The organism is Pseudomonas sp. HMSC057H01 (genome assembly GCF_001836405.1).
Taxonomy (GTDB): Bacteria; Pseudomonadota; Gammaproteobacteria; order Pseudomonadales; family Pseudomonadaceae; genus Pseudomonas; species Pseudomonas aeruginosa.
Genome location: NZ_KV828512.1, coordinates 24,058 through 46,515, shown reverse-complemented (window position 1 = coordinate 46,515; position 22,458 = coordinate 24,058). Strand labels below are relative to the sequence as shown.

The 22,458-nt window shown below is 67.0% G+C and carries 19 protein-coding genes and 2 pseudogenes; 9 read left to right on the top strand and 12 right to left on the bottom strand.

Annotated features, from left to right (window positions below; genetic code table 11):
- Both HMPREF2581_RS24865 and hppD read right to left on the bottom strand, forming a co-directional pair.
- Window positions 1-215 (bottom strand): annotated as a pseudogene (locus HMPREF2581_RS24865) (aromatic amino acid transporter AroP); the annotation flags it as partial.
- A 297-nt stretch (window positions 216-512) separates the two neighbouring features.
- Window positions 513-1,586 carry a 4-hydroxyphenylpyruvate dioxygenase gene (hppD, locus tag HMPREF2581_RS24860; RefSeq protein WP_003134288.1) on the bottom strand — a complete coding sequence of 358 codons (1,074 nt, stop codon included), beginning with the start codon at window positions 1,584-1,586 and terminating at the stop codon, window positions 513-515.
- Between the two features lie 321 nt (window positions 1,587-1,907).
- Between hppD and HMPREF2581_RS24855 the strand changes: the two genes are divergently transcribed.
- From HMPREF2581_RS24855 to HMPREF2581_RS24845, 3 genes are all read left to right on the top strand, one after another.
- Window positions 1,908-2,696 carry an AraC family transcriptional regulator gene (locus tag HMPREF2581_RS24855; protein ID WP_003085876.1) on the top strand — a complete coding sequence of 263 codons (789 nt, stop codon included), beginning with the start codon at window positions 1,908-1,910 and terminating at the stop codon, window positions 2,694-2,696.
- 83 nt (window positions 2,697-2,779) lie between these two features.
- Window positions 2,780-2,953, top strand: a complete 174-nt coding sequence (locus tag HMPREF2581_RS24850; protein ID WP_003109411.1) for a DUF1427 family protein — start codon at window positions 2,780-2,782, stop codon at window positions 2,951-2,953.
- A 25-nt stretch (window positions 2,954-2,978) separates the two neighbouring features.
- Entirely contained in the window at window positions 2,979-3,938 is a 960-nt protein-coding gene (locus HMPREF2581_RS24845) for a quinone oxidoreductase family protein (RefSeq protein WP_003140841.1), read from the top strand.
- A 50-nt stretch (window positions 3,939-3,988) separates the two neighbouring features.
- On the opposite strand, the gene HMPREF2581_RS24840 is transcribed toward HMPREF2581_RS24845, so the two are convergent.
- From HMPREF2581_RS24840 to HMPREF2581_RS24810, 7 genes and pseudogenes are all read right to left on the bottom strand, one after another.
- The gene (locus tag HMPREF2581_RS24840; RefSeq protein ID WP_003085869.1) at window positions 3,989-4,771 is read right to left on the bottom strand and encodes an iron-containing redox enzyme family protein; all 783 of its coding nucleotides are present in this window, start codon (window positions 4,769-4,771) and stop codon (window positions 3,989-3,991) included.
- Between the two features lie 74 nt (window positions 4,772-4,845).
- A pseudogene (locus HMPREF2581_RS24835) lies at window positions 4,846-7,301 on the bottom strand (EAL domain-containing protein).
- Window positions 7,302-7,595: 294 nt separating this feature from the next.
- Window positions 7,596-9,386: an ABC transporter ATP-binding protein gene (locus tag HMPREF2581_RS24830; protein WP_003106581.1), complete on the bottom strand. Its 1,791-nt coding sequence runs from the start codon at window positions 9,384-9,386 to the stop codon at window positions 7,596-7,598.
- Entirely contained in the window at window positions 9,379-9,981 is a 603-nt protein-coding gene (locus tag HMPREF2581_RS24825) for a DsbA family protein (RefSeq protein ID WP_003140842.1), read from the bottom strand. The genes HMPREF2581_RS24830 and HMPREF2581_RS24825 overlap by 8 nt, the downstream gene beginning before the upstream one ends.
- A 39-nt stretch (window positions 9,982-10,020) precedes the next feature.
- Entirely contained in the window at window positions 10,021-10,959 is a 939-nt protein-coding gene (locus tag HMPREF2581_RS24820) for an oxygen-dependent tRNA uridine(34) hydroxylase TrhO (RefSeq protein ID WP_003140843.1), read from the bottom strand.
- 164 nt (window positions 10,960-11,123) lie between these two features.
- A complete protein-coding gene (locus HMPREF2581_RS24815) occupies window positions 11,124-11,429 on the bottom strand; it encodes a BolA family protein (RefSeq protein ID WP_003109415.1) in 306 nt (101 codons plus the stop codon).
- 13 nt (window positions 11,430-11,442) lie between these two features.
- Window positions 11,443-11,991 (bottom strand): DUF2059 domain-containing protein, encoded by a 549-nt coding sequence (locus HMPREF2581_RS24810; RefSeq protein ID WP_003120754.1) that lies wholly within the window; start codon window positions 11,989-11,991, stop codon window positions 11,443-11,445.
- Window positions 11,992-12,158: 167 nt separating this feature from the next.
- Between HMPREF2581_RS24810 and HMPREF2581_RS24805 the strand changes: the two genes are divergently transcribed.
- The 5 genes from HMPREF2581_RS24805 (at window position 12,159) to HMPREF2581_RS24785 (ending at window position 17,905) form a co-directional block, all read left to right on the top strand.
- Window positions 12,159-13,178, top strand: a complete 1,020-nt coding sequence (locus HMPREF2581_RS24805; RefSeq protein WP_003109416.1) for a DUF2804 domain-containing protein — start codon at window positions 12,159-12,161, stop codon at window positions 13,176-13,178.
- 128 nt (window positions 13,179-13,306) lie between these two features.
- Window positions 13,307-14,701 (top strand): class II fumarate hydratase, encoded by a 1,395-nt coding sequence (locus HMPREF2581_RS24800; protein WP_003140846.1) that lies wholly within the window; start codon window positions 13,307-13,309, stop codon window positions 14,699-14,701.
- Window positions 14,694-15,317 carry an NAD(P)H-dependent oxidoreductase gene (locus tag HMPREF2581_RS24795; RefSeq protein ID WP_003140847.1) on the top strand — a complete coding sequence of 208 codons (624 nt, stop codon included), beginning with the start codon at window positions 14,694-14,696 and terminating at the stop codon, window positions 15,315-15,317. The genes HMPREF2581_RS24800 and HMPREF2581_RS24795 overlap by 8 nt, the downstream gene beginning before the upstream one ends.
- 279 nt (window positions 15,318-15,596) lie before the next feature.
- Window positions 15,597-16,766 (top strand): chitin-binding protein CbpD, encoded by a 1,170-nt coding sequence (cbpD, locus tag HMPREF2581_RS24790; RefSeq protein ID WP_003140848.1) that lies wholly within the window; start codon window positions 15,597-15,599, stop codon window positions 16,764-16,766.
- Window positions 16,767-16,942: 176 nt separating this feature from the next.
- Window positions 16,943-17,905 (top strand): threonine dehydratase, encoded by a 963-nt coding sequence (locus HMPREF2581_RS24785; RefSeq protein ID WP_003140849.1) that lies wholly within the window; start codon window positions 16,943-16,945, stop codon window positions 17,903-17,905.
- 10 nt (window positions 17,906-17,915) lie between these two features.
- On the opposite strand, the gene HMPREF2581_RS24780 is transcribed toward HMPREF2581_RS24785, so the two are convergent.
- From HMPREF2581_RS24780 to HMPREF2581_RS24770, 3 genes are all read right to left on the bottom strand, one after another.
- Complete coding sequence (locus HMPREF2581_RS24780; protein WP_003085846.1) at window positions 17,916-18,335, bottom strand: MAPEG family protein; 420 nt, start codon at window positions 18,333-18,335, stop codon at window positions 17,916-17,918.
- Between the two features lie 253 nt (window positions 18,336-18,588).
- Window positions 18,589-19,539, bottom strand: a complete 951-nt coding sequence (gene trxB / locus HMPREF2581_RS24775; RefSeq protein WP_003134313.1) for a thioredoxin-disulfide reductase — start codon at window positions 19,537-19,539, stop codon at window positions 18,589-18,591.
- Window positions 19,540-19,672: 133 nt separating this feature from the next.
- Window positions 19,673-20,272 carry a peroxiredoxin gene (locus HMPREF2581_RS24770; RefSeq protein ID WP_003085842.1) on the bottom strand — a complete coding sequence of 200 codons (600 nt, stop codon included), beginning with the start codon at window positions 20,270-20,272 and terminating at the stop codon, window positions 19,673-19,675.
- Window positions 20,273-20,457: 185 nt separating this feature from the next.
- Between HMPREF2581_RS24770 and HMPREF2581_RS24765 the strand changes: the two genes are divergently transcribed.
- The gene (locus HMPREF2581_RS24765; protein ID WP_023980572.1) at window positions 20,458-22,413 is read left to right on the top strand and encodes a sensor domain-containing diguanylate cyclase; all 1,956 of its coding nucleotides are present in this window, start codon (window positions 20,458-20,460) and stop codon (window positions 22,411-22,413) included.
- Window positions 22,414-22,458 lie beyond the last annotated feature (45 nt).

Sequence of the window (22,458 nt, the reverse complement as noted above, 5' to 3'; positions counted from 1 at the left end):
TCGACGATCATCTCGCCGAGCTGGCGCATGATCATGAAAGCGATGAAACCGGCGATGGCGTAGCCGAGGATCATCGACGGGCCCGCCGACTTGAGCACCCCGGCCGAGCCGAGGAACAGGCCGGTGCCGATGGCGCCGCCGAGGGCGATCAACTGGATGTGACGATTCTTCAGGCCGCGCTTGAGCTCGCCCGAATGCGGATGTTGGCCGTCCATTGAGTTATCTCACGCAAGTGGAAATTTATTGTTGTCGGAGGCGAAACGGGGCCGTGCGGCTCAGGCGGCAGGCGCACGGCGGGCGCCATGCGGGGCGCGTGGCGGCGGGCGGTCGGCTGGGCGAAGGAAGGACTCACGGATCATGCGTCACCTGTTTGTTGTTGTACGTGACGTGAATGGGCCGCCAGGCTCGTGGCTCGGCGGTGCGGGCAAGGCTGGCGCGATCGGCGCCGCTGGAACGGAAACGCGGAGCGCAAGGAAAACCGCCAGCCCCGGAAGAGGCTGGCGGCAGCGGGATCAGATCACGCCGCGGCGAATCTGATCTTCCTCGATGGACTCGAACAGGGCCTTGAAATTGCCCTCGCCGAAACCCTGGTTGCCCTTGCGCTGGATGATCTCGAAGAAGATCGGGCCGATCACCGTGTCGGTGAAGATCTGCAGCAGGATGCCGTCGTCGCCCGGGGCGCCGTCGATCAGCAGGTTCAGTTCGCGCAGTTGCTCGAGCGGCTCGCCATGCCCGGCGACGCGGGTGTCGACCTTCTCGTAGTAGGTGTCCGGGGTCGACATGAACTTCACGCCGTTGGCGCGCAGCTTGCGCACCGTGGCATAGATGTCGTCGGTGGTCAGGGCGATGTGCTGGATGCCTTCGCCATGGTATTCGCGGATGAATTCCTCGATCTGCGAGGTATCGTCGGCCGACTCGTTGATCGGGATGCGGATCTTCCCGCAAGGCGCGGTCATGGCGCGGGAGAACAGGCCGGTGAGCTTGCCTTCGATGTCGAAGTAGCGAATCTCGCGGAAGTTGGCGATGCGCTCGTAGAAGCCGGACCAGACGTCCATCTGGCCGCGCTTGACGTTGTGGGTCAGGTGGTCGATGTAGGTCAGGCCGACCGAGTTGTCGTTGGCGCTGCGGCCTTCGATGAACTCGAAGTCGACGTCATAGATGCTGCGGTCGCCGTAGCGGTCGACAAGATACAGCAGCGAACCGCCGATGCCTTCCAGGGAAGGGATGTTCAGCTCGCCGAAGTTGGCGTGGCTGCCCACCAGCTTGGCGCCCTGGGATTCGGCGTAGGCGGCGGCCTGGGAAGCGTTCTTCACCCGGAAGGCCATGGCGCAGGCGCTCGGGCCGTGCTTGAGGGCGAATTCATGGACATGCCCGGTCGGGCTGCCGTTGAGCACGATGTTGATATCGTTCTGCTGGAACAGGAAGACTTCCTTGGAACGATGCTTGGCGGTTTCGGTGAAGCCCATCATGTTGAACAGCTGGCGCAGCTGCTCGATGCCCTTGGCGTCGGGGGCGGTGAACTCGACGAATTCGAATCCGTCGGTACCGATGGGATTGTGCTGTTCGATCTTGGCCACGGCGTTCATCCGGCCTCCTCGTTGTTCTTGTTGAATGGACCGCCGCCGGTCCAGGCGGCCGGCGACATGGGAGATGCCTTCATCTCACCCCGTGGCGGCGCGGCGGACAAGCCGTCGGCAGGGCCCGGCGCAGGGCCTGGCGCAGGGTTTCTGGCAACTATTCCTTACGCGCCGGCGGCATGCATGGCGAACGCCCGGTCTTCGTAAAATTATCTTTACAGGGCGGAGCAAAAAGCTGCCAGCAGCGCTGTCACGGCTGCGCTGAAAGCCGGCGCTGCATGATCGGCGTCAAGCGGTTAACCTGCGTCTTTACTCCGCGACGGCATTCCCATGGCACGACCCGCCCCACCCGACCTGAGCGACAGCCGCCGGCCCCTGCGCGGCGTCGCCCGCAGCTATCCTGCCGGGCACCGCGTCGATGCCCACGAGCACGCCTGGGGCCAGGTGCTCTATGCGGTGTCCGGGATGATGTGGCTGGAGACGCCCGACGAGGCCCTGCCGGTCCCGCCGCAACGGGCGGTCTGGTTGCCTCCGGGCCTGCGCCATGCGGTGCGGATCGCGTCCGAGTTGCAGATGCGCAACATCTACCTGAGCCCGGAACTCTCCCGCGGCCTGGAGGACCGCACCCTGGTGCTGGTGGTCGGCCCGCTGCTGCGCGAGCTGATCGTCAGCCTGGTGGAGCAGGAACGACAGAGCGACCCCCACTACTATCGGGCGCTGGCCGATCTCGCCGTGCTCGAACTCGGTCGCGCGCGCCGTTCCAGCCTCCGCGTACCGCTGCCGGACGCCTCCGACAGGCGCCTGCTCGCGCTGTGCCAGGCGGTGATGGCCAATCCCTCCCTGGACATCGGCCTGGAGCGCCTGGCCGAAGACGCCGGGGCCAGCGTGCGGACCCTCTCGCGCCTGTTCCAGCGCAGCCTGGGCATGGGCTTCGCCGACTGGCGGCGGCAGGTGCAACTGGCGACCGCCGCCGCCGCACTGATCGATGGCCGTCCGGTGGCGGGCATCGCCCATGCCCTGGGATATACGCCGAGCGCCTTCAGCGACATGTTCCGCCGCGAGCTGGGCGTCTCTCCCACCGAGTACAGGGCCGAGCATCACCAGCCGTTCCAGCCTTGACCGGTATTCGATAGCGATTGGCCGATAGATGTTTTTTCGGCCAACTAGACTGGCACCATCGTTCACCGTCCCTGTCAGCCGCCATGAACTACCTGATCTCCCTCGGCATCGGCCTGCTGGTCGGCCTGCTCTACGCCGTACTCGACTTCCGCTCGCCGGCGCCACCCGCCATCGCCCTGGTCGGCCTGCTTGGCATGCAGCTCGGCGAACAGCTTTTCCCCCTTGGCCGCGACCTGCTGCAGCAGTGGCTGCACTGATCGCCGCGACGACACGGAGCCCCCGATGAAAGCACTGCAATTCGACCGTACCGGCGACCTCGCCGCCCTCAAGCTGGTGGACATGCCCGACCCGCTTCCCGCCGCCGATGAGGTGCGGGTGGAAATCCGCGCCGCCGGGCTGAATCCGAGCGACGTGAAGAACGTCCTCGGCCGCTTCCCCTATACCACCCTGCCCCGGGTACCGGGCCGCGACTTCGCCGGGGTGGTGGTGGAGGGACCGAAGGCCCTGCTCGGCCAGGCGGTCTGGGGCACCGGGCGGGAGCCAGGGTTCTTCCGCGACGGCAGCCACGCGCAGTTCCTGACCCTGCCGGCCGCCGGCGTCGCGCTCAAGCCGGAAAGCCTGAGCTTCGCCCAGGCCGCCAGTTGCGGGGTGCCCTACAGCACCGCCTGGGACGCCCTGCAACGCAGCCAGGTCAAGGCCGGCACCCGGCTCCTGGTAATCGGCGCCAACGGCGCGGTCGGCAAGGCCGCGCTGGCGCTGGCCAAGGCCCTGGGGGCCGAAGCGATCGGCGCGGTGCGGCGCGAGGAGCAACGCCAGGCGCTGGAAGCGCAGGGCATCGCCGCGCTGCTGCTGGGCGAGCCGGCCGAACTGGCGGCACAGGTGGAAGGGATCTTCCCCGGCGGGGCCGAGGTGATCTTCGATACGACCGGTTTCTGGCTCGAGGCGGCGGTCCCGGCGCTGGCCGCCTTCGGTCGCCTGGCGATCATCGCCGCACCAGCCGACGGCCATGTGCGCCTGCCGGCGTTGAACCTGTACCGTCGCGGTGGCTCGGTGGTGGGGATCAACTCGCTGCTCTATGGCGTGGAAGCCTGCGCAGGCTTCCTCGACGCCTTCGGCAAACTGTTCGACCAAGGCCGCCTGCCGCTGCCGGACGGGCTGCGGGAAGTCCCGCTGGAGCAGGGCGTTGAGCAGTACCGGGCAGTGAACGAAGGCACCTGCGAGAAGATCATCCTGGTGCCTTGAGGACCAGCGGAATCCCGGCAGAACACGCCGGGATTCCGCTGCGCGCAAGACTACTCCGCGCCGACCGCGAGCTTGCGGGCGCTGCGCGCCTCCTCCAGTTGCATGCAGCGCTCGAGGAACAGGTACATGTAGTCGTAGCTCTTGCAGATCGCGTCGCGCAGTTGCCGGCGCAGCTCGGCGCTGGGATTGGTGCCGGCCAGGGTGCAGATGATCTCCAGCGCCTCCCAGGGGTGGGCATCGTCGTACTGGGCGTGGAGCTTGAGCCACTTCATGGCGCGCTTGCGGCCTTCCTTGGGGAAGGCGTTTTCGTAGACGCCGTTCGAACAGACCAGCGCCGACCACTCGCCAGTGACGCCTTCGATGGCGTAGTTGGTGGCGGCCATGGCCACCGGCAGTGAGTCGCTGGCGCAGGTGTGCCAGCACCAGTGGCTGAGCGCGTGCAGTTCGGCCGGCACGTCTTGCGCCTGGATCTCGGCCAGGCTCACGCCGTGGGCCTCGGCCCAGTGCAGCCAGTAGTCGGCGTGGTTGAGTTCGACCCGAATATTGCGCATCAGCCAGCGGCGCGCCATGTCTTCGCCGGGATGGCGGGCGAAACGGGTCTTCAGCAGGTTCTGCGACATGTACAAGGGGAACTGCTCGACCACCGGCCAGCCGCCGATCAGGTACAGGCGCATCAGCGCCGGGCTCAGCTCGGCGTCGCGCATGCGCCGGTACAGCTCGTGGCCGGAAACCCGGTCCTTGCTCGCCTGGCAGTCGACGATCAGTTGCTGCGCCCACTGCGGATAGCTTCCCGCCTCCTGCAAGGGGCCCGTACGGTCAAAGAACTCGCTCACACCCGTCTCCCTTCTCTTCTTCTCGGCAACGGCCTCATAGCAGCGAAACTACTCTTTCTTCGCTCCGCGGTCACCTACCGGAGGTTCTGTCCGAGGCTCGGCCACAGGCCCTGGGCATCCAGCCCTGCGCCCGGAGGCTGGCGACTGAACGGCAGGGGCGCGCCGATGGCCAGGCCCTGGGCATAGTCGATGCCGATCTCGCGCAGCGCCTCCATCACTTCGACGGTTTCGACGAACTCGGCGATGGTACGTTTGCCCATCACGTGGCCGATATGGTTGATCACCTGGACCATGGCGCGATCGATGGGATCCTCGAGCATGTCCTTGACGAAGCTGCCATCGATCTTCAGGTAATCCACCGGCAGGTGCTTGAGGTAGATGAAGGACGACATGCCGGCGCAGAAATCGTCCAGGGAGAAACGACAACCGGTGTCCTTGAGCTCGTTGATGAAGCGGATGGCGCTGGCCAGGTTGGCAACCGCCACGGTTTCGGTGACCTCGAAGCAGATCGTCTGCGGCGGAATGCGGTAACGGGCGAACAGCTCGGTGAGGAACTGCAGGAACGACTCGTCGCCGATGGTCGCGCCGGAGAGGTTGATGGCGCAGGTGCCGATCGGCTCGGCGCGAGGGTCCTGGGCGCGCTCGACGAGGGTGCGGAAGGCATTCTCCACCACCCAGCGATCGATCAGCGTCATCAGGCCGTAGCGCTCGGCGGCGGGTATGAAGCTCAGCGGCGGCACCAGGCGCCCGCCCTCGTCGCGCAGGCGCAGCAGCAGTTCGACGTGCAAGCCCTCCTCCGCACCTTCGCCCAGCGGCACGATGGGCTGGGCATAGAGACTGAAGCGGTCTTCCTCCAGCGCCAGGTGGATGCGCTGGACCCAGGTCATCTCGCCGAAGCGCATCGACAGTTCGACGTCGTCCTGATGGAACACCTGGACCCGATTGCGCCCCTTTTCCTTGGCCATGTAGCAGGCCATGTCGGCGGAGCGCAGTGCCTCCTCGAGGGTCGAGATACCCGGCAGCAGGTGCACCAGGCCGACGCTGACGGTGCAGTTGAACGGCTGCCCGCTCCAGGTGAAGTGCAGGTCCTGGACCGTCTTGCGCAGATGGTCGGCGATCTCCACGGCTTTTTCCGCCGGGCAGTTCTCCAGCAGGATGCCGAACTCGTCGCCGCCCAGCCGCGCCAGCGTGTCGCCCTCGCGCAAGCCTTGTTGCAGCAGGGTGCAGACCTGGCGCAGCAGTTCGTCGCCGGCGGCGTGGCCGCAGGTGTCGTTGACCAGCTTGAACTGGTCCAGGTCGAGGAACATCAGGGCGTGCCGCCCGCTGTTGCGCTCCAGGCGTTCCAGCGCTATCTGCAGGCGATACTCGAACTCGCGGCGGTTGGTCAGCCCGGTCAACGCATCGTGGGTCGCCTGCCAGGACAGGCGCGCCATGTACTGGCGCTCGCGGGTCATGTCGTGAAGCACCAGGACCACCCCGGTGATCTCGCCGCCGCGATGGATCGGCGCGCCCACCAGGGTCACCGGCACGCTGCTGCCGTCGTGGCGCAGGACCAGCTTGGAATGCTCGCGGCCGCCGTCGATCTCGCCGCTGAGGATCTGCTCGATCAGCAGCATGCCCTCCTCCCGCGAGCTTTCGTCGACGATCCGGAACAGCGACGCCAGGGGCAGGCCGCGGGCCTTGTCCAGCGTCCAGTTGGTCATCTGCTCGGCGGCCGGGTTGAGGTAGGAAATGCCCCCCTGGGTGTCGGCGGTGATCACTCCGTCGCCGATCGAGGCCAGAGTGATCTGGGCCCGTTCGCGCTCGGCATCGAGGGCGTTCTCCACTTCCTGGCGCTGCATCAGTTGCTGCCGGGTACGCAGGAACGCCAGGAGGATGAGCACGCTGGCGGTGGTCAGGTTGGCCACCAGCAGCAGCCTGAGCAAGGCCCGCGAGCCCTCGCCGAGGGCGTCGCTGAAGGCCTTGGCCGCCGGCGTGACCTTCTCGTTGATCGCGTGGATCTCGGTCTTCCACTGTTGCACCTGCTCGGCACTGGCCTGCCCGGTGCCGATGCCCGCGCGCATCTTGCCGGCGACGTCGATCAGTTCCATGACGTACTTGTCGCCCACCAGCCACAGCTCGATGGCGCGCTCGAAGTAACTGAAGTCGTGGAAGTTGCGGTACAGCCAGATGATCGCGGTAACGTCGTCGGCATGGTTGCCGCCCTTGAGGATGCCCTGGCGGGCCGCCTCGATGTCCGGGTCGGGCTGGTCCAGGGCAAGGCGCATCTCGCGGTCGCCGAGGGGGATCGCGATGGCCTCCTCGTAGCGGCGGAAGTCTTCGTCGGCGCGTGAGTCGGCATGAGGGTGAGATAGTAGATGGCATCCTTCTGGCCCTTCGACCAGAGGCTTTCGCCGCCGACATAGCTGCGCACCGCGGAGAGGACGTAGAGACTGCCGCCCGCCAGCATGGCCTGCAACAGCACCACGACGATGAAGGGCCATACCAGGCCGAGCAGGCGGGGCTTGTCGAGAGTCCGGTTCTGCCTCATTCCATCTACCATTCAAACTGGCGCTAAGCGATCGGGTGCCGTCTCCGTCACCCCTGACTGCATCACCTGTCGGCCGCTCAAGATCCCGTCGCAGAACTCCCGAGGCCTTGCCTGCCGGCAGCCACGACGCTGGAGGAGGCGGACACCCGGCAAACAGTAGGAGTCTAGTGGCTGTTTGCCGAACCTGCCCTGCACCTGGCGGAACAGACAGCGTTTTTTATTGCCGCAGCCAATAAAAACCGGATGTCTTATATGGAATATACGAGAAAAACCGCCAGGCGACAGCCTGGCGCCTCACATCTGTTGCAGATGTCCGTAGAGCCGGGCGTAGAGGCCGCCTTCGGCGATCAGTTGCTGGTGGTCGCCGTCTTCGGCGATATGCCCGCCATCGAAGACCAGGACCCGGTCGGCCTGCTTCACCGCCGACAGCCGATGAGCCACGATCAATGTGGTGCGGCCTTCGAGGAAGTCGCCGAGCGCCTGGTGCAGGGCGTACTCGGTAGCGGCGTCGAGGGCCGAGGTGGCCTCGTCGAGGATCACCACCTTGGGCTCGGCGAGGATCATCCGGGCGATCGCCAGGCGCTGCCGCTGACCGCCCGACAGGCGCACCCCGGAACGCCCGACCACGGTGTCCAGCCCCTGCGGCAGGCGCCGCACGCCGTCGGCCAACTGGGCGATCTCCAACGCCCGCCAGCAGGCCTGGTCGCTGCGTTCGCGGCCCATGGTCAGGTTGGCCCGCACGCTGTCGTTGAACAGCGCCGGATGCTGGAGGACCACCGCGACATGTTCGCGCACGCAGTCCAGGCCGATTTCCTCCAGGGGCACCCCGCCGTAGCGGATGCTGCCGCGCTGCGCACTGTAGAGGCCGAGTAGCAGTTGCACCAGCGTGCTCTTGCCGCCGCCGCTGGCGCCGACCAGGGCAACCTTCTCGCCGGCGCCGATGTTCAGGTCCAACTGCTCCAGGACCTTGTCCTCGCCGTAGGCGAAATCCAGCCCGCGCACCTCGATGCCAACGGTCGTGCGGCCGGCGAACGGATCGCGCAGCGGCGGGTAGCGCGGCTCGTCGGCCCGCGCCAGCAACTCGTTGATCCGCTGCAACGCGCCGCCAGCGGCGTAGTAGGCGTATTGCAGGCCGAGCAGCTGTTCGACCGGACCGATCATGAACCAGAGGTAGCTGAACACCGCGAGCATCTGGCCGATCGACAGGTCCGAGAGCAGCACGGTAAGCATCGCCGCGGCGCGGAACACATCGATGCCGAACTGGAACAGCAGGCCGCTGGCGCGCCCGGCGGCGTCGCTTTTCCATTGCGAGGCCACGGCGTAGTCGCGGACTTCCTGGGCGCGGTGGCCGAGGCGGCCGAGGAAATAGCCCTGGCGATTGCCGGCGCGGACTTCCTGGATCGCCTCGAGGGTCTCGGTGAGCGCCTGGGTGAAGCGCGCGGTGCTGTCGTTCTCGAGCTTCTTGAGGTGCTTGACGCGCTTGCCCAGTTGTACCGTGGACCAGATCACCAGCGGGTTGAACAGCAGGATCAGCAAGGCCAGCTGCCAGTGCATCCAGACCAGGATCGCGGCGGTGCCGAGCAGCGTCAGCAAGGCGACCAGGAAGCGGCTGAGGGTTTCCCCGACGAACTTGTCCAGGGTGTCCAGGTCGGTCACCAGGTGGGCGCTGATCGAACCGCCGCCGAGGGTTTCGTATTCGCCCAGGGCGATATGCCGGAGGCGCTCGATCAGACGCAGGCGGATGCGGTAGACGATGTCCTTGGACAGCCGCGCGAACAGCTTCGCCTGGAGCACGTTGAACACCAGCGCCGCCCCCCGCAACAGGAGGGTCGCCGCCAGCATCAGGCCGATGTAGCCGAACGCCACCTGCCAGTCGGCGGGCAACAGGCGGTCCATGAAACGCAGCGCGCCGTCGCCCTTGCCGAGCAGCACTTCGTCCACCAGCAACGGCAGCAGCAAGGGGATCGGCACGGTGCAGAGGGTGGCCAGCACCGCCACCAGGTTGGCGAGCAACAGGGCTTTCTTGTGGCGCAGTGCGAGTCGACGAATCTCCGCCCAGCTCAGGCGGTCTCCGCGCTCACTCATGCCGGCCCCGTTCCAGCCAGCGGCCGAGCAAGGGTGAAAGTTCGGCAAGCGGCTGGTAGCCGTTGGTGAGCAACGCCAGTTGGCCGTTGCGCTCGGCCAGCAGGGTCGGGAACCCGGCGATGCCAAGATCCTGGACCCAGGCGAAATCGGCGGCGGTGGCGTCACGCGCCTCGCCGCTGTCGAAGGCCGCGGCGAACTCGATGCGTGGAATTCCCACCGCTTCCGCCAGGTCGGCGAGCACCGCCGCCTGGGTGACATCGCGACCCTCGGCGTAGAACGCCCGCTGGATCGCCCTCACCAGCGGCCAGGCGCTTTCCTCGTCGAGGCTGCGCGCCGCCACCAGGGCCCGGCAGGCCGGCTCGGTGTCATAGACGAAGCCTTCGGGCAACGCGTCGTCGAAGCGGAACGGCTGGCCGGTGGTCTGCTGCACGGTCTGCCAGTGGCCGAGGATGTAGCCGCGGGTATTCGGGTCGAGCGCCGCGCCGTGGCCGGCGCGCAGGCCACCGGCTACCAGGTGGAAAGCGACGCCGTCGGCGGCCGCCTGCCGGGACAGCGCCTCGGCGACCGGGGCGAAGCCCCAGCACCAGGAACACATGGGGTCCATCACGTACAGCAGGCGGGCCTTGGCCAAGGTTCAGTTCTCCAGCGTGGACTGGCGCGGATCGCGACCGAGCGGGTGCGGCTGGTTGCGCTGCCGCGCCAGTTCGATCTGTTTCTGCCGCTCGCGGGCGCCGGCGCGGGTCTTCTCGCTCAGCGAGTCCCAGCAGTGCGGACAGCTGATGCCGGGCACGTAGTGCTCGGACTGGCGGTCTTCCAGCGAAACCGGGTTGCGGCAGGCGTGGCACTGATCGTACTCGCCCTCGCTAAGATCGTGGCGCACGGTCACGCGGTTGTCGAATACGAAGCAGTCGCCGCGCCACAGGCTCTGTTCCTGCGGCACCTCTTCGAGGTACTTGAGGATGCCGCCCCTGAGGTGGAAGACCTCCTCGAAACCGGCGCCGAGCATGTAGCTGGAAGCCTTCTCGCAGCGGATGCCGCCGGTGCAGAACATCGCCACCTTCTTGTGCCGCGCCGGGTCGTAGTGGGCCTTGATGTACTCGGGGAACTCGCGGAACGACCTGGTCTTCGGATCGACCGCGCCCTCGAAGGTGCCGATCGCCACCTCGTAGTCGTTGCGGGTATCGATCAGCAGGACTTCCGGATCGCTGATCAGGGCATTCCAGTCCTTCGCCTCGACATACTGGCCGACCTGCTTGTTCGGATCGACGCCAAGCACGCCGAGGGTGACGATTTCCTTCTTCAGCTTGACCTTGGTGCGGTAGAACGGCTGTTCGTCGCAGTAGGATTCCTTGTGCTCGATATCGGCCAGCCGGGGATCGCTGCGCAGCCAGGCGAACAGCGCATCGATGCCTTCGCGGCTACCGGAGACGGTGCCGTTGATGCCTTCCTCGGCCAGCAGCAAGGTGCCTTTCACACCGTTGTCGAGCAGGGTTTGCAGCAGGGGTTCACGCAGCGCCACGTAATCGTCGAGAGTCACGAACTTGTACAGCGCCGCCACGACGATGGATGTCATGGGGATATAGCCTCCAGGTGGTCGCCCGCGTAAAGGGCGGACCGGAACGAAAAGCGCCAGCCGCTGGCGCCATGGAAACGACAACGCCGGCGGAAGGCCGGCGCTGGGTGCGTAGTCTAGCGCAGCAGGGGCAGGCTCTGCACCCCGCCGCGACGGACGCCGTCTCAGGGTATGTCGTGCTTGCTCCCGCCGCGGCAGGTCGGCGAGGACGGCACCGCAGCCTGGCTCCACTCCTCAGGGGTGAAGGTATGCAGCGCCAGGGCGTGGAACTCGCCCATCAACCCACCGAGGGTGGCATATACCTTCTGGTGCCGCTTCACCGCGTTCAACCCGGCGAACTGCGGGCTGACCAGCACCACCTTGAAGTGGGTCTCCAGCCCGCGGCTGTGCATGTGGCTCTCGTCGAGCACCTCGACGTGTTGCGGATCGAGGGGCTGCAGGGCGGTCTGGATACGGTCACGCATGCTCATCGCGAATCACGACTCACTTTTTCTTCTGGGCCGGCGCGGCGACGCCGAGTTCCTTGTCCATGTCGGCCATCAGCTTGTTCACCGGCTCGACGGCGCCTTGCAGCTTGGCCTGGGTCAGTTGGGCGGATTCGGCGGTCAGGCGCGGCATCTTCTCCAGCACCTTCTTGCCCAGCGGCGACTGGTAGAAGGCATTCAGGTCCTTCAGCTCGGACTCGGTGAAGTTGGTGGTGTAGAGCTTGATCAGCTCGGGCTTGATCTTGTCCCAGCCGATGGCGCGGTCCAGTTCGGCATTGGCCTTGGCCTGGTAACGCTCGAGAACCGCCTTCTTGCTCTCCGGCGCCTTGGCCTGGGCGAAGCGCTGGGCCAGCATCTGCTGCACCTGGGCATAGACCGGGACCGTCAGCTTGTCGGCATGGACCAGCTTGAGGAATTGCTCGGCCTGGCTGGCGGAATCGGCCATGGCCATGGAGCTGAGGCTGAGCAGCACGGCGCTGCCGATGAGGCGAAGACGGGTCATGGAAAATCCTTGAGGTTGGGTAGATGTGTCCGTGGGACCCGACATTCTGCGCCTAAGTTCGAAATCCGCTCAAGCGCGGCGCCGAATATCGGGAGAATCCTATCCGGCGCCCGCCCGCTCCATGCCGTCTACTATCAGTTCTGTAGTGGGTACTTGCCGCCTTCCTTCCGCAGCCGGCATGCTTGCGTCAGCCTGTCACATGGATGTGTTAGATGAACGGAACCGCCGCCGATACCCTCGCCGTATCGCCCCCGCCCCTGCGCAACCTCTGCGACAGCCACGGCCGGCTCGATCCCCGGGCGGTCGGCTGGTCCGCCCGGCCGCGGGTGCTCTGCCACATCCCCGGCCACTTCGGCCGGCGCAAGCGCTGGAACCACTGGTGCATCGTCAGCCCCGGCTGGATGCTCTCGCTGACCATCGCCGACCTCGACTACCTGACCTACGGCGCCGCCTATTTCCTCGACCTGGACAGCGGCCAGGCGGTAGCGCACACGCAGATCCGCTTCTTCGGCCTCGGCTGCCAGTTGCCCGACGAGCCGCAGGCCAGCCATGCCTTCGAGCATCCCCGCCTGCAATTGCGCTTCGACGAACAGCCCGGGCGCCTGCGCGTCACCGGCCAGGCCCCGGACCTCGGCGGCCTGCCGCTGGAGCTGGCGCTGGAAGTGCGACGACCGTCGCACCTGGAGTCGGTGAACCTGGTGGTGCCGATGGGCGAACACACCTTCCATGCCTGTAGCCGCCAGCTCGGCCTGCCGATCAGCGGCTGCCTGCAACTCGGCCGCCGGCGCTACGACTGCCAGGCGGGCCAGAGCTTCGCCGCGCTGGACTTCGGCCGCGGCGTCTGGCCGCTGCATACCTACTGGACCCGCGCCGCCTTCGCCGCCCCCGGCGGCATCGCCGGCAACTTCGGCACCGGCTGGACCGAAGCCAGCGACCTGCGCGAGAACGCCCTGTGGTTCGGCGGCAAGCTCAGCCGCGTGCTCGACGACGTGCACATCCGCGAGCCTCGCGACCCGCTGGCCGAATGGCGCCTGGACAGCGCCTGCGGTCGCGTCGAGCTGCTCTTCCGTCCCGAACAGCTGCACCAGGCGCGGCCCAGCGTCGGCCTGTTCTATGCCAATACCCGCCAGTGGTTCGGCCGTTTCAACGGCACCCTGCGCCACGACGACGGCGACTGCGTGCCGGTGGACGGCGCCCTCGGCTGGATCGGTTCGACCCGCGCGCGCTGGTGACGCCGGCGGCGGGCAATCTATTTCCGACCCGCAGCGCGGCGAAAAATGCCCACGAGGAAGCGACGGCAGCGGAACCCAAGGCGGGAGCGAAGGCCTAAACTGCCGGATACGCACCCTGGAGAACACTCATGAGCCGGACCGAAACCGATAGCCTGGGCACCATCGAGGTGCCCGACGACGCCTACTGGGGCGCCCAGACCCAGCGCTCGCTGGAGAACTTCGCCATCGGCGGCCAGCGCATGCCGCTCGCCGTGATCCACGCCCTGGCGCTGATCAAGAAAGCCGCCGCGCGGGTCAACGACCACCTCGGCGAACTGCCGCCGGAAGTCGCCCGGTTGATTGAACAGGCCGCCGACGAGGTCCTCGCAGGCCGCCACGACGAACACTTCCCGCTGGTGGTCTGGCAGACCGGCAGCGGCACCCAGACCAACATGAACGTCAACGAGGTGATCGCCGGCCGCGCCAACGAACTGGCCGGCAATCCGCGCGGCGGCAAGTCGCCGGTGCATCCCAACGACCACGTCAACCGCGCGCAGAGTTCCAACGACAGCTTCCCCACCGCCATGCACATCGCCGCCGCCAAGGCCGTGCACGAACAATTGCTGCCGGCCATCGCCGAGCTTTCCGGCGGTCTCGCCGAACAGTCGGCGCGGCACGCCAGCCTGGTCAAGACCGGGCGCACCCACCTGATGGACGCCACGCCGATCACCTTCGGCCAGGAACTCTCGGCCTTCGTCGCCCAGCTCGACTACGCCGAGCGCGCCATCCGCGCGGCGCTGCCGGCGGTCTACCAGTTGGCCCAGGGCGGCACCGCGGTGGGCACCGGGCTCAACGCGCCGAAGGGCTTCGCCGACGCCATCGCCGCGGAAATCGCCGCCGAATCGGGCCTGCCCTTCGTCGCCGCGCCGAACAAGTTCGCCGCCCTGGCCGGCCACGAGCCTCTGGTCATCCTCTCCGGCGCCCTGAAGAGCCTGGCGGTGGCCCTGATGAAGATCGCCAACGACCTGCGCCTGCTCGGCTCAGGCCCACGCGCCGGCTTCGCCGAGGTGAAGCTGCCGGCCAACGAACCGGGCAGCTCGATCATGCCCGGCAAGGTCAACCCGACCCAGTGCGAGGCGCTGTCGATGCTGGCCTGCCAGGTCATGGGCAACGACAGCACGATTTCCTTCGCCGCCAGCCAGGGCCATCTGCAACTCAACGTGTTCAAGCCGGTGATCGTCTACAACCTGCTGGAGTCCATCCGCCTGCTCGCCGACGGCTGCCGCAACTTCAACAAGCATTGCGTCGCCGGCCTGGAGCCGGACGCCCGGCGCATGGCCGACCTGCTGGAGCGCGGCCTGATGCTGGTCACCGCACTGAACCCGCACATCGGCTACGACAAGGCCGCCGAAATTGCCAAGAAGGCCTACGCCGAAGGCACCACCCTGCGCGCCGCGGCGCTGCAGCTGGGCTACCTGGACGAAGCGCAGTTCGACGAATGGGTACGGCCGGAGCAGATGCTGGAGGCCGGCCATCATGGTTGAAACCGCCAAGTCCGGCGCCACCCCGCTGGAAGGCGACGGCAAGCGCATCCTGCTGATCGTCGGCTCGCCCAAGCGCAAGAGCTTCTGCCACCTGCTCGCCGAATGCTACGCCCAGGGCGCGCGCAGCAAGGATCACGTGGTGCGCGAACTGAAACTGGGCGAACTGGCCTTCGACCCGATCCTCCACGAAGGCTACGAGCAGAGCCAGGTGCTCGAACCTGACCTGCTGGAAGCGCAGCGGCAGATCCACTGGGCCGAGCACCTGGTGTTCGTCTACCCGGTCTGGTGGGGCGGCCTGCCGGCGCTGCTGCAGGGTTTCTTCGACCGCGCCCTGCAGCCGGGCTTCGCCTTCCGCTACCGCGGCACCCAGGACAAGGACTGGGAGCAACTGCTGGGCGGGCGCAGCGCCGACCTGCTGGTCTGCCACGACCAGCCGCTGTCGCGGCTGCGCTTCCTCAAGGGCCCGCCGGCGCACCGGCAGATGGTGCGCAGCGTGCTCGGCGCCTGTGGCATCGCCACCCGCCGCCTGGAAGAGTTCGCGCCGATGCGCAGTTCCAGCGAGGAACAGCGCCAGGGTTGGCTGCGTCGCGCCGAACAGCTCGGCAGCCAGGTCTAGTTCCCTTCCCGCCCGGCTGCGGCCGGGCGCGGACACTGATCGTTCTGACAGGTCCGCCACCTTCCCGCCGGCTTGCCTTCCCCGCCCCCATGGCGGCCCTTTGCCTGCCTCTACCGGCTCACAGTGCGGGTGCCGACCGCTTTGCATTCCGCGACATCCATCAGGAGTGGGTAGCGAATCTGACCGGCCCGTCACATTTGGTAGGGACCTCAAACCGGCACCGAGGGCTAGGATCAGCCCGCTTCGAAATGAATCCGGTTCTGGAAAAAAGGACTTGTCATGAAACACTACTCAGCCACCCTGGCACTCCTGCCACTCACCCTCGCCCTGTTCCTGCCCCAGGCAGCCCATGCCCACGGCTCGATGGAAACGCCGCCCAGCCGGGTCTACGGCTGCTTCCTCGAAGGTCCGGAGAATCCCAAGTCGGCCGCCTGCAAGGCCGCCGTCGCCGCCGGCGGCACCCAGGCGCTGTACGACTGGAATGGCGTCAACCAGGGCAACGCCAACGGCAACCACCAGGCGGTGGTCCCCGACGGCCAGCTCTGCGGCGCCGGCAAGGCACTGTTCAAGGGCCTGAACCTGGCTCGCAGCGACTGGCCGAGCACCGCCATCGCCCCGGACGCCAGCGGCAACTTCCAGTTCGTCTACAAGGCCAGCGCGCCGCACGCGACCCGCTACTTCGACTTCTACATCACCAAGGACGGCTACAACCCCGAGAAGCCGCTGGCCTGGAGCGACCTGGAACCCGCGCCGTTCTGCTCGATCACCAGCGTCAAGCTGGAGAACGGCACCTACCGGATGAACTGCCCGCTGCCCCAGGGCAAGACCGGCAAGCATGTGATCTACAACGTCTGGCAGCGTTCGGACAGCCCGGAAGCCTTCTACGCCTGCATCGACGTGAGCTTCAGCGGCGCCGTCGCCAACCCCTGGCAAGCGCTGGGCAACCTGCGCGCGCAGCAGGACCTGCCGGCCGGTGCCACCGTCACCCTGCGCCTGTTCGATGCCCAGGGCCGCGACGCCCAGCGTCACAGCCTGACCCTGGCCCAGGGCAACAACGGTGCCAAGCAATGGCCGCTGGCGCTGGCGCAGAAGGTCAACCAGGACTCCACCCTGGTCAACATCGGCGTGCTGGATGCCTACGGGGCGGTCAGCCCGGTGGCCAGCTCGCAGGACAACCAGGTCTACGTGCGCCAGGCCGGCTACCGCTTCCAGGTCGACATTGAACTGCCGGTCGAGGGCGGCGGCGAGCAACCGGGCGGCGACGGCAAGGTCGACTTCGACTATCCGCAAGGCCTGCAGCAATACGACGCCGGGACCGTAGTGCGCGGTGCCGATGGCAAGCGCTACCAGTGCAAGCCCTACCCGAACTCCGGCTGGTGCAAGGGCTGGGACCTCTACTACGCCCCGGGCAAGGGCATGGCCTGGCAGGACGCCTGGACCCTGCTGTAACGCCCTCGACTGCCGCCCGCTCCGGGCGGCAGTCGTTTTCGCCGCCAGGCACCCGCCGCGAGACGGCGAATCCGCGCAACGGTACAGTCCCCCGGCGAAACCCTGGCTACGTGTGCCTGTTCAATCTGCCGTGCGCTCCCTAGGCTGGTCCGACCACCAGCACGGGGAAACCACGCATGCCTTTTTCTCTCGCCTCCCTCCAACAAGCCGCCGCCATCGTCCACCAGAGCCTGCCGCCGACGCCGCAGATACGCTGGCCACTGCTATGCGAGGCACTGGGTTGCGAAGTGTGGATGAAGCACGAGAACCACCTGCCGGTGGGGGCCTTCAAGCTGCGCGGCGGCCTGGTGTATTTCCACCACCTGGCGCACCAGGGTGAGCGGCCGGCCGGCGTGATCAGCGCCACCCGCGGCAACCACGGCCAGTCGGTGGCCTTCTCGGCGAGCCGCTACGGCATCCAGCCGATCATCGTCGTGCCGCACGGCAACAGCCGCGAGAAGAACGCGGCGATGCGCAGCCTCGGCGCGGAGCTGATCGAGCATGGCGAGGACTTCCAGGCCTCCCGCGAATACGCCGCCGAGCGCGCCCGGCACGAAGGCCTGCACCTGATTCCGGCGTTCCATCCCTGGCTGGTGGCCGGGGTCGCCAGCTACAGCCTGGAGTTGTTCGCCGCGCTGGCCGACCTTGACGAAGTCTACGTGCCGATCGGTATGGGTTCGGGCATCTGCGGCCTGATCGCCGCGCGCGACGCGCTGGGCCTGAAGACCCGCATCGTCGGCGTGGTGTCCGCCCATGCGCCGGCCTACGCCCTGTCGTTCGAGGCCGGCACGGCGATCAGCCACCCGGTCGACACCCGCCTGGCCGACGGCATGGCGTGCAGTACGCCGGACCCGAGCGCGCTGGAAATGATCCTGGCCGGCGCCGATCGCCTGGTGCGGGTCAGCGACAGGGAGATCGGCGCGGCCATGCGCCTGTGCTTCACCAGCACCCACAACGTCGCCGAGGGCGCCGGGGTGGCGGCGCTGGCCGCCGCCTGGCAGGAGCGCGAGCGCCTGAAGGGGCTGAAGGTAGGCCTGATCCTCAGCGGAGCGAACGTCGACCGCGAGGTATTCGCCGAGCAACTGGCCGCCGGCGACTGAGCCGGCGCCGCTAGGCCAGCCCCGCGAGGAGCAGCAGCCACCAGGCGAGCACCAGCAACTGCACGAAGAAGCCGGCGAAACGCAGCCAGACGAACAGCGCGGAGGTGCTGACCAGGTGCATCAGCGATTGGAACAGCCGGGCGCCGAGCACCAGTGGCGCCAACGGGTCGGTCAGGCTGCTCTGCCCGCTGGCGATCGCGTAGAGCAGCGCGCCGGCCAGCAGCGGCAGGTTCTCCACGCAGTTGGCATGGACTCGCACCAGCCGCTGGCCGAAACCGCCAGGCGTGTTGCTGCCATCGGCGGCGAAGGCGTTCACCGCCATCCGCCCGCCGAGTACCAGCAGGCCGCGCTGGCTGACCAGCAGGAAGACCAGCAACAGGGTCCAGGCGATCAGGCCGAGCAGGCAGATCGCGCTAGGGCTGAGAAACATGGATGACGCTCCTTCTATTGTCTTGTCGTGGGAAGGATGAAGCGTCTGGATTCTAGGCCGGCTAGAGCAATTGCTCTATTCGCAGTCCGCCGTCCTTAAGTCGTGTTCTGCCAGTACGCCGCTCGGCCCCGATGTCCGCCGTCGGCGGATGCGTAACCGGACGACCCACTGCCCGCGGCTTTCCGAACGGACAAAGAAAAGCCCCGCCGAAGCGGGGCCTTCCTTGCACGCAGCACTCAGGGCTGTCTTCTCATCAGAGCGAATCGAGATAGCGCTCCACATCCAGCGCGGCCATGCAGCCGGCGCCGGCCGAGGTGATCGCCTGGCGGTAGACGTGGTCGGCCACGTCGCCGGCGGCGAACACACCCGGTACGTTGGTCGCGGTGGCGTTGCCTTCGCGCCCGCCGTTGACCACCAGGTAGCCGTCCTTCAGGGCCAGTTGCCCTTCGAACAGCGAGGTATTGGGAGTATGGCCGATGGCGACGAACATGCCATCCACGGCGATCTCCTCGCTGCCACCATCGCGGTTCTTCAGGCGCACGCCGGTGACGCCCATCGTGTCGCCAAGCACCTCATCGACCTCGGCGTTGAGCTTGAGCACTATCTTGCCTTCGGCGACCCGCGCCTGCAGCTTGTCCTGGAGGATCTTCTCGGCGCGGAAGGTCTCGCGACGATGCACCAGGGTCACCCGGCTGGCGATGTTGGCCAGGTACAGGGCCTCTTCGACAGCGGTATTGCCGCCGCCGATCACCGCCACTTCGCGGTTGCGGTAGAAGAAACCGTCGCAGGTGGCGCAGGCCGACACGCCCTTGCCCATGAACGCCTGCTCCGACGGCAACCCCAGGTAGCGCGCGCTGGCACCGGTGGCGACGATCAGTGCGTCGCAGGTGTAGGTGCCGTTGTCGCCGCGCAGGGTGAACGGCTTGCCGGCCAGGTCCACGGCATGGATGTGGTCGAAGACAATCTCGGTCTCGAAGCGCTCGGCGTGCTCCTGCATCCGCTGCATCAGTGCCGGGCCGGTCAGGCCGTGGGGATCGCCCGGCCAGTTGTCGACCTCGGTGGTGGTGGTCAACTGGCCGCCGGCCTGCATGCCGGTGATCAGCAGCGGCTTGAGGTTGGCACGCGCGGCGTAGACAGCCGCGCTGTAACCGGCGGGACCGGAACCGAGGATGATCACTCGGGCGTGGCGGAGGGTATCGGGCATCTCGTCGGACTCCTGCCGACATCAGCGTCGGCGCGAATAAAAACGGGGCCACCAAAGCACATGGGGAAGGCTTGGAAGGAGCGGTCGCCCCGGAAAAAGGTCGGTCGGGCACACTTCGCGCCCGGCAGCGGGATCACAGTGCCTCGGCGTTCTCGGCCAGGTACGAGGCCACGCCCTCGGCGCTCGCCTTCATGCCTTTCTGGCCCTTGCGCCAACCGGCCGGGCAGACCTCGCCGTGTTCCTCGGTGAACTGCAGGGCCTCGACCAGGCGCACCATCTCGTCCACCTCGCGCCCCAGCGGCAGGTTGTTCACCACCTGGTGCTGGACCACCCCGGCGCGGTCGATCAGGAAGGAGGCACGCAGGGCCACGCCGTCTTCGTGCTCGATACCGTAGGCGCGGGTGATCTCGTGCTTGACGTCGGCGACCATGGTGAACTCGACCGCGCCGATGCCGCCCTTCTCCACCGGCGTGCTGCGCCAGGCGTGATGGGTGAACTGCGAGTCGATGGAGACACCGACCACCTCGACGCCCAGCTCGCGGAACTTATCCATGCGGTTGTTGTGGGCGATGATTTCCGAGGGGCAGACGAAAGTGAAGTCGAGCGGCCAGAAGAACAGCACGACGTACTTGCCGCGCAGGCTGGAAAGCTGGAAGGCATCGACGATGGAACCGTCGCCGAGGACCGCGGCAGCAGTGAAGTCGGGGGCTTGCTTGTTGACCAGTACGCTCATCGTCGAGGCTCCTAGAAGGTTGGGTTGCGCCTGGCGACGCCAGGCTCCCGGAAGAATATGCAGCGCAGGTTACCCAGCCACGACGATACATTGAAATGTCGAATTTCAATTCGCACGATAGAGTCAGCCTATGCTCTCAACCTGCGGCTAGACTCATGCTGTCGCCCATTACCCGTCCTCACCGCATGCCCCTACGCACACGCCTGCTCTGGCTGTTCCTGCCGTTGCTGGCCGCCAGTCTCGGCGGTATCTGGCTCTTGTCGGAAAGCATCCTGCTGAGCCGTTTCGACCGAGAGGACCAGCAACGCCTGCAAGAGGGCGCCACCGTCCTGCACAACCGGCTGGACTTCGAGTTGAAGCGCCACCTGGACATCGTTCGCACCTACGCCTGGTGGGATGCCAGCTACGACTTCATCCAGCGCCCCAACGAGACCTTCGAACAGGAAAACCTCGACCACGAGATGCTCGACGACCTGGGATTCGACTTCGTCCTGTTCCTCGACGACCGGGGTCACCTGCAACTGAAGCAGTGGTCCCCGCCCGCGCCCGACCAGCGCGTGCTCTTCGGCGCCCCCTCGGCGAGCGACCAGGCCCTGCTCGAGGCACTGCAGCAACGCGCCATCCGCCTCGGCGCGCTGGACTTTCGCGGACGCACCGACCACAGCCTGAGCGAGCTGCTGCTGGTCGACAACCTGCCGACCCTGCTGGTCAGCGTGCCTATCAGCAACAACCAGGGTAGCGCGCCGGCGAAGGGCGCGATCCTCGCCGGCTACTTCCTCGACCGGGAACGCCTGGCCAACCTCCGCGAACAGATGCAGGCCGACCTGCAACCGATGCCCAACATCGCCACCGACGCCACCTGGAAGCCGCTGCGCAGCCGCAGCGGCAGTACCCACAACCAGGCCCTGCTCAGCCCGCGGCGATTCATCGGCGAACATGTCCAGCAGGTCTCGGTGCAGTACCTGAGCTCCAGCGGCGAGCCGCAGCTGCGTTTCGACATCACCAAGAAACGCCTGCTCTACATCCAGGGCGAGAAGGCCATCAACTTCTTCCTCGGCGCCTCCCTGCTGGTCGCGCTGGGCGCTTTCCTGGTCGGCTACCTGGCCCTGGAGCTGTGGGTCCTGCGCCGGGTCCAACGGCTCAACCGGGAGGTCGCCGAAGTCGGACGCAACGCCCACTCGATACGCCTGAGCGACTTCGGCAACGACGAGCTGGGACAACTGGCGGGCGAGATGAACCAGATGCTCGAGCGCCTGGAACACAGCGAGGCGCGCGACCGGGCGATCCTCCAGTCGATGCGCGACGGCTACTTCGAAATGGACGTCGACGGCGTGATCCTCACCGTCAACCCCGCGCTCTGCCAACTGCTCGGTCAGACGCGCGAAACGCTGATCGGCCACCCCTACTACGAACTGCTCGGCGAAGACGACCTGGCGCGTGCCCGCCAACCCTTCCAGCGCGCCATGCAGAGCGGCGCAGGCAAGACCTTCGCCATCCCCCTGCAGCGCGCCGACGGCAGCCTCGGCTACTTCGAGGCCACGGTTTCGCTGATCCACGACCTGCAAGGCGAACTGCGGGGCTACCGCGGCATCGTCCGCGACGTCAGCGACCAGATCGCCTACCAGCAGCAATTGCTGGAAATGGCCTACCGCGACCCGCTGACCGGCCTGGGCAACCGCAAGGCCTTCGACGAACAGCTCGGCCAGGCGTTGCTTCGCGCCGGCTCCGGCGGAAGCGAACTGGCGCTGCTGTACCTGGACCTGGACCGCTTCAAGGAGGTCAACGACCGCTTCGGCCACGACATCGGCGATGCCCTCCTCAGGACCGTCGCCGAACGGGTACGCAGCACCCTGCGGCAGCCGGACAAGGCCTACCGCCTGGGCGGCGACGAATTCGCCGTGCTCCTCGAGGACAGCCAGGAAAACAATCCGCAGCGCCTCGCAGAACGCCTGCTGGCGGCGCTGGTCCAACCGATCGCGCTGAATGGCGAACGCATCGACTTCGTCACCCCGAGCATCGGCATCGCTCTCTACCCGCGGCATGCCGGCGATGCCGAAGGACTGGTCCGTGCCGCCGACAGCGCCATGTACCAGGCCAAGCGCCAGCGCAACCACTATTGCCTGTACCAGGCGCCAGCCTGAAATGCGCGGTCAAACAGGCTCTGTCGCGGGCTTTCGCCAGTCTGC

What these genes read in the sequence shown, in the direction of transcription:
- hppD (WP_003134288.1), bottom strand. Translation starts at nt 1,586, where the DNA reads ATGAACGCCGTGGCCAAGATCGAACAGCACAATCCCATCGGTACCGAC.
- HMPREF2581_RS24855 (WP_003085876.1), top strand. Translation starts at nt 1,908, where the DNA reads ATGGCACGACCCGCCCCACCCGACCTGAGCGACAGCCGCCGGCCCCTG.
- HMPREF2581_RS24850 (WP_003109411.1), top strand. Translation starts at nt 2,780, where the DNA reads ATGAACTACCTGATCTCCCTCGGCATCGGCCTGCTGGTCGGCCTGCTC.
- HMPREF2581_RS24845 (WP_003140841.1), top strand. Translation starts at nt 2,979, where the DNA reads ATGAAAGCACTGCAATTCGACCGTACCGGCGACCTCGCCGCCCTCAAG.
- HMPREF2581_RS24830 (WP_003106581.1), bottom strand. Translation starts at nt 9,386, where the DNA reads ATGAGTGAGCGCGGAGACCGCCTGAGCTGGGCGGAGATTCGTCGACTC.
- HMPREF2581_RS24825 (WP_003140842.1), bottom strand. Translation starts at nt 9,981, where the DNA reads ATGTGTTCCTGGTGCTGGGGCTTCGCCCCGGTCGCCGAGGCGCTGTCC.
- HMPREF2581_RS24820 (WP_003140843.1), bottom strand. Translation starts at nt 10,959, where the DNA reads ATGACATCCATCGTCGTGGCGGCGCTGTACAAGTTCGTGACTCTCGAC.
- HMPREF2581_RS24815 (WP_003109415.1), bottom strand. Translation starts at nt 11,429, where the DNA reads ATGAGCATGCGTGACCGTATCCAGACCGCCCTGCAGCCCCTCGATCCG.
- HMPREF2581_RS24810 (WP_003120754.1), bottom strand. Translation starts at nt 11,991, where the DNA reads ATGTCGGGTCCCACGGACACATCTACCCAACCTCAAGGATTTTCCATG.
- HMPREF2581_RS24805 (WP_003109416.1), top strand. Translation starts at nt 12,159, where the DNA reads ATGAACGGAACCGCCGCCGATACCCTCGCCGTATCGCCCCCGCCCCTG.
- HMPREF2581_RS24800 (WP_003140846.1), top strand. Translation starts at nt 13,307, where the DNA reads ATGAGCCGGACCGAAACCGATAGCCTGGGCACCATCGAGGTGCCCGAC.
- HMPREF2581_RS24795 (WP_003140847.1), top strand. Translation starts at nt 14,694, where the DNA reads ATGGTTGAAACCGCCAAGTCCGGCGCCACCCCGCTGGAAGGCGACGGC.
- cbpD (WP_003140848.1), top strand. Translation starts at nt 15,597, where the DNA reads ATGAAACACTACTCAGCCACCCTGGCACTCCTGCCACTCACCCTCGCC.
- HMPREF2581_RS24785 (WP_003140849.1), top strand. Translation starts at nt 16,943, where the DNA reads ATGCCTTTTTCTCTCGCCTCCCTCCAACAAGCCGCCGCCATCGTCCAC.
- HMPREF2581_RS24780 (WP_003085846.1), bottom strand. Translation starts at nt 18,335, where the DNA reads ATGTTTCTCAGCCCTAGCGCGATCTGCCTGCTCGGCCTGATCGCCTGG.
- trxB (WP_003134313.1), bottom strand. Translation starts at nt 19,539, where the DNA reads ATGCCCGATACCCTCCGCCACGCCCGAGTGATCATCCTCGGTTCCGGT.
- HMPREF2581_RS24770 (WP_003085842.1), bottom strand. Translation starts at nt 20,272, where the DNA reads ATGAGCGTACTGGTCAACAAGCAAGCCCCCGACTTCACTGCTGCCGCG.
- HMPREF2581_RS24765 (WP_023980572.1), top strand. Translation starts at nt 20,458, where the DNA reads ATGCCCCTACGCACACGCCTGCTCTGGCTGTTCCTGCCGTTGCTGGCC.